The sequence below is a fragment of the Microcystis sp. M49636_WE2 genome, assembly GCF_030065375.1.
Lineage (GTDB): Bacteria > Cyanobacteriota > Cyanobacteriia > Cyanobacteriales > Microcystaceae > Microcystis > Microcystis aeruginosa_C.
The window spans coordinates 1-5,360 of sequence record NZ_JASJFG010000180.1; the positions used below are offsets into that span (position 1 = coordinate 1).

Annotated in this window: 4 protein-coding genes; 3 read left to right on the plus strand and 1 reads right to left on the minus strand. The window is 43.4% G+C overall.

Going from position 1 to position 5,360, the window contains the following annotated elements; translation table 11 throughout:
- The 3 genes from urtD to PX484_RS04135 form a co-directional block, all read left to right on the plus strand.
- On the plus strand, positions 1-670 hold a 670-nt coding region (gene urtD, locus PX484_RS04125; RefSeq protein WP_288102949.1), incomplete at its 5' end, for an urea ABC transporter ATP-binding protein UrtD.
- A 38-nt stretch (positions 671-708) separates the two neighbouring features.
- Positions 709-1,407, plus strand: coding sequence for an urea ABC transporter ATP-binding subunit UrtE (gene urtE / locus PX484_RS04130; protein ID WP_108937702.1), 699 nt, complete (start codon positions 709-711; stop codon positions 1,405-1,407).
- Between the two features lie 21 nt (positions 1,408-1,428).
- Positions 1,429-2,652, plus strand: a complete 1,224-nt coding sequence (locus tag PX484_RS04135; RefSeq protein WP_287767909.1) for a BaiN/RdsA family NAD(P)/FAD-dependent oxidoreductase — start codon at positions 1,429-1,431, stop codon at positions 2,650-2,652.
- Between the two features lie 133 nt (positions 2,653-2,785).
- Here the strand turns inward: PX484_RS04135 and pckA are convergent, their stop codons facing one another.
- Complete coding sequence (gene pckA, locus PX484_RS04140) at positions 2,786-4,465, minus strand: phosphoenolpyruvate carboxykinase (ATP) (protein ID WP_287767906.1); 1,680 nt, start codon at positions 4,463-4,465, stop codon at positions 2,786-2,788.
- Between the last annotated feature and the right edge of the window lie 895 nt (positions 4,466-5,360).

Below are 5,360 nucleotides of genomic sequence, written 5' to 3' on the forward strand. Positions count from 1 at the left end.
CAGTATGGATACGGGAGAATTACGGGTGATTATCGGTCCCAATGGTGCGGGAAAAACCACTTTTTTAGATGTGATTACGGGGAAAGTGCAACCCACCATCGGACGGGTATTATTTAAAGGTCGAGATCTCCGCAAAATTCCCGAATATGCGATCGCTCGTTTAGGTATTGGTCGCAAATTCCAAACTCCCAGGGTATATTTAAATCTAACTGTCCGAGAAAATCTCGATTTAGTTAGCAACCGTAATAAAAATGTTTTCTCGACTCTTTTCGGTCGTCCTCCCCTAGAAGATAGCAGACAAGTTATTGGTTTATTGGAAATTATCGGGTTAACTGCTAAAGCTGATTTATCCGCTTCTTTACTTTCCCACGGGGAAAAACAACGCTTAGAAATAGGACAATTAGTAGCCCAGTCACCAGATTTACTGCTAGTAGATGAACCCGTGGCAGGATTAACCGATGAAGAAACGGAAAACGTGGGTAATTTGTTATTAAATTTAGCGGAAAGTCATTCGATTATTGTCATTGAACATGATATGGAATTTGTCCGTCAAATTGCCCGCAAAGTCACGGTTTTACACCAAGGAACTGTTCTCTGTGAGGGGAATATGGAGCAAATTCAAAATGATCCGAAAGTTATTGAAGTTTATCTAGGTTCCTCGGAAGAATAAAAAGTTAAAGGATTAAAATTAGTTAAAAAGGGTTGACAATGTTACACATATCTGATCTCAATGTTTACTACGGAGAAAGTCATATTTTAAGAGATGTTGATCTTAACATTAATGCGGGAGAAATGGTCTGTTTAATCGGACGTAATGGCGTGGGTAAAACTACCCTATTAAAAACCTTGATGGGGATTCTCAAACCGCGAGCGGGAGCAATTAATTATGAGCAACAAAACCTGATTAATAAAACCTCAGATCAAAGAGCCAGATTAGGACTGGGTTATGTGCCGCAGGGTAGGGATATTATTCCCCGTTTAACGGTAAAAGAGAATTTAATTCTCGGTTTGGAAGCTTTACCCACAAGGAGAAAAAATGCCACAATTCCCGAAGAAATCTTTGATTTATTTCCCGTTTTAAAAACCATGTTATCGCGGATGGGAGGAGATTTAAGCGGTGGACAACAACAGCAATTAGCCATCGCTCGCGCCTTAGTGGGGGAACCAAAATTATTAATTTTAGATGAACCCACGGAGGGAATTCAACCGTCAATTATCCTCGAAATTGAAGCGGCAGTGCGGCGTATTGTTGCCAGCAAAGGAATCGCCGTTTTATTAGTAGAACAACACCTGCATTTTGTCCGCCAAGCTGATCGATATTACGCCATGCAGAAAGGGGGAATTGTTGCTTCCGGTTTCACAAGTGAATTAAGTCAAGAAGTCATTCAGCGATTTTTGGCGGTTTAAACTTAACTTTTTCCTTGATATATGACTCAAATAGTCGTAATTGGTGGCGGGGCAGCGGGATTTTTTGGCGCAATTAAAGCGGCAGAATTTAACCCAAAAGCTGGCGTTACTATCCTAGAAGCGGCAAAAGAACCTCTGGCGAAAGTGCGGATTTCGGGAGGGGGACGCTGTAATGTCACCCATCATTGTTTTGACGTTTCCCAATTGGTTAATTATTATCCTCGCGGTGGCAAAGCACTACGGGGAGCTTTTAGTCGTTTTCAACCCCAAGATACTATTAAATGGTTTGAATTGCGGGGGGTAAAACTAAAAACAGAAGCGGATGGACGAATGTTTCCCAGCACCGATAATTCTGAAACTATTGTTAATTGTCTGCGGGAAAGTGCGACTTTTGCTGGGGTTAATTTAAGGCTAAATTCCCCAGTTAAATCGGTTAAAAAACAGGAAGAAAGTTTTTTAATTGAATTAAAAAGAGATGAGCAAATTAGGGCAGATAAGCTTTTAATTGCTACGGGAAGTAGTCCTTTTGGTTATCGCACCGCTCAAGATTTAGGTCATTCTCTAGTCTCTCCTGTCCCTTCTTTATTTACCTTTCAAATTGCCGATCCTCGTCTGAAAGATTTGTTAGGGGTTACTGTGGATAAAGTGCGAGTTCGTCTTGGGGGAAGTAAATTAGAACAAATCGGACCTTTGTTAATTACCCATTGGGGAGTCAGTGGACCTGCTATCCTAAAACTCTCTGCTTGGGGAGCGCGGGTACTTCACGAGCATCATTACCGAATGCCTTTAATCATTAATTGGTTGGGGGATTATCATCCTGAAAAATTGCGAGAAATTATCTTACAAACTAAAAGTGAATATCCCAAAAGAAAACTTTTTAATTATTGTCCCTTTGAGCAGTTACCTAAGCGTCTTTGGCAGAGTTTATTAAGTTACTTGACTGTTAACGCGGAAACTCCCTGGGCCGAATTATCTAAAAATACTCTCAATCGATTAATGACTGAATTACAGCAAGGGGAATATCAAATCAAAGGAAAAGGGGTGTTTAAGGAGGAATTTGTCACCTCTGGGGGAGTGAATCTTCAGGAAGTGGATTTTAAAACTATGGAAAGTAAAATCTGTCCGGGGTTATATTTTGCCGGGGAGGTATTAGATATCGATGCAGTCACGGGGGGATTTAATTTTCAAAGCGCTTGGACCACTGGTTATCTCGCCGGACAAGCTATGGGCAATAGAAGGGTGTAGGAAGTACCGGAGCCTGGAGCCTGGAGAATAAATAAAAATAATCTCCTGACTCCTGAATACTGACTCCTGAATACTCAATACTGAATACTGAATACTGAATACTGCCTTCGTTAAAACCGATTCCTTGATGCTGTTATTCCCAAATTGGACCGGCTGCAATTATTTCTTGGGAGGCAGTGGTAAATTGACGGAAATTTTCCACGAAACGATGGGCCAATTCTCGCGCCTGTAGGTCGTAGGATTCGCCATCTTGCCATGCTTGTCGCGGGTCGAGGATTTTTTTGGGAACTCCTGGGACAATTTCGGGGACGAGAACTTGAAAGATGGGATGAGGATGGAAAACTACTTCCTCTAAATCGCCATTTAAAGCGGCGGAAACCATAGCGCGGGTGTGTTTGATCGAAATGCGATCGCCGACTCCGTAGGGACCGCCGGACCAACCGGTATTAATCAGATAAACCGAGGTTTCGGGGTGTTGTTCTAAACGTTGCCCTAACATTTGGGCATAGACGAGGGGGGACAGAGGGAAGAAACATTGACCGAAACAACTGGAAAAAGTCACCTGTGGGGCGGTGATTCCCCGTTCCGTTCCCGCTAATTTGCTAGTATAACCGGAGAGGAAATGATACATCGCCTGGTTCGTGGTTAATTTGGCGATTGGTGGCAGTACCCCAAAAGCATCGGCAGTTAAGAAGATAATAGTTTTTGGGTGGGTTCCCATGCCAGATACGGCACAATTAGGGATATAACGCAGGGGATAGGCGGCGCGGGTGTTTTCGGTCAAACGTCCATCATCGTAGTCGGGAAGGCGATTATCGGGGGAAAGGATCACGTTTTCGAGAATAGTGCCAAATTGAATCGCTGCCCAGATTTGGGGTTCGTATTCGGCACTTAAACGGATGGTTTTAGCATAACAACCGCCTTCAAAGTTAAAAATGCCGTCTTCTGACCAACCGTGTTCATCATCACCGATGAGGCTGCGTTTAGGATCGGCGGAAAGGGTGGTTTTACCCGTACCGGAGAGACCGAAAAAGAGGGCCGTATGACCGTGTTTATCCATGTTAGCGGCACCGTGCATCGGTAAAACCCCTTGTTTGGTCATCAGGTAGTTCATCATCGAGAAGACGGATTTTTTGATTTCGCCAGCGTAGCGAGTGCCACCGATGAGAACGATTTTTTTTGCCAGGTTGAGGACGATAAAGGCTTCGCTGTTCAGGTCGTCATCCTCGGGATCTCCCTGTAACCCCGGCAGGGCAATCACGGTAAAATCAGTTTGATGGGCAGCTAGTTCGATCGCACTGGGCCGGAGGAATAACTGATGGGCAAAGAGGTTATGATAGGCGATTTCGGTGACAACGCGCACGCCAAAGCGATAATTAGGATCGGACCCGACGTAACCATCGAAGATATATAGGTCTTTTCCCTGTACATAGGCGAGGACTTTTCGGTATAACTGCTGGAATTTTTCCTCGCTAATCGGGGCATTATGCTGATTCCAGTCGATTTCCTTTTCGCTATTGGCTTCTTTGACAATGAATTTATCTTTGGGGGAACGACCGGTATATTTACCCGTTTCCACCACTAAAGCCCCATTATCGGCTAAAACGCCCTCATGACGTTCGATCGCCTGTTCGACTAATTGCGGTACGGAAAGATTGCGATAAACGCGACCGAGATTTTTCATGCCTAGGTTTTCGAGGCCGTAGGTGGGATGAAATTGATTTTCTAATTCGTAGTGGAAATTGACGTTCTCCACGCGATCGGGCAGGGGACAAGAGATACTATCATTGGTCAGCGTGTGTAGAGTCGGCATAACCCCAATTCTCCTGATAATTTAGTTGTCGGTTTAGAGGTAAGTTCTAGGTCTCTGATTAGTGCAGTTATAGAAACTAGAAAAACTTCGTTATCTGTCCTTTTCACTCCCAGACACCTAAGAAGCTATATTGATTAGTTTATTTGACGATATTTGCCTGATTAGTCTGGTCTTTCGCCGTCGGTAAAGCCAACTTTAGAGCGGTAATTCAGGATTATTTGCCTATTTACCCTTCATCTTCCAGCCAGGGTTTTTACCTTTTCCCTCTTGCCGATCTAACTGCTTTTTCTAGCTATTTTTAGTCTAGCTGTACAATAGGATACAGACGATGTTTTTTTTACAAAAATTAACAGCTAAACAACATTGGTCAGCTAATCTAGCAGTTATCTTAATGGTGGGGTAGGAAGTCTCTGGTTTTGGGCAACGTCAGAACAATAGCTGGTTGTCTAGAGATGATGACAATGATCCTAAACGTGGTCAAATCGATTTCGCCGCTAATAAAAAAAAGTCGATTGACACGGGAACCAGTTAGCGGCCAAAATTGACTCTATTAGCCGTTGGCAAGCTCTAGAATTGATTGTGTAAGTAGTCGGACATAAATTCTGTTGTCTATCTTAAGAAATGTAAATTGCCGCAATTCTTACTGACGACCGACTCCTGACGACCGACTCCTTACCCCACAGTTAACTTTACTTTTGTCCAACTACTTAACAGGTTAATTAAGTCTAGCTCGATCTCGAAAAAAAACAACTAATATTGACATCCTCGCCGCCGTAAAACGGACGGTGATTCCCAAACCTCACGATTTAGGTTTCTGCTTCTTTCCCGAAGGATTTTTCGCACCTGCCTTAACAGATTTACTCTGTTCTGGTCTTATGGTCGCTCTACAGACTGA

Excerpts from the sequence above, each read along its gene's own strand:
- urtE (WP_108937702.1), top strand. The coding sequence starts at position 709 with ATGTTACACATATCTGATCTCAATGTTTACTACGGAGAAAGTCATATT.
- pckA (WP_287767906.1), bottom strand. The coding sequence starts at position 4,465 with ATGCCGACTCTACACACGCTGACCAATGATAGTATCTCTTGTCCCCTG.
- PX484_RS04135 (WP_287767909.1), top strand. The coding sequence starts at position 1,429 with ATGACTCAAATAGTCGTAATTGGTGGCGGGGCAGCGGGATTTTTTGGC.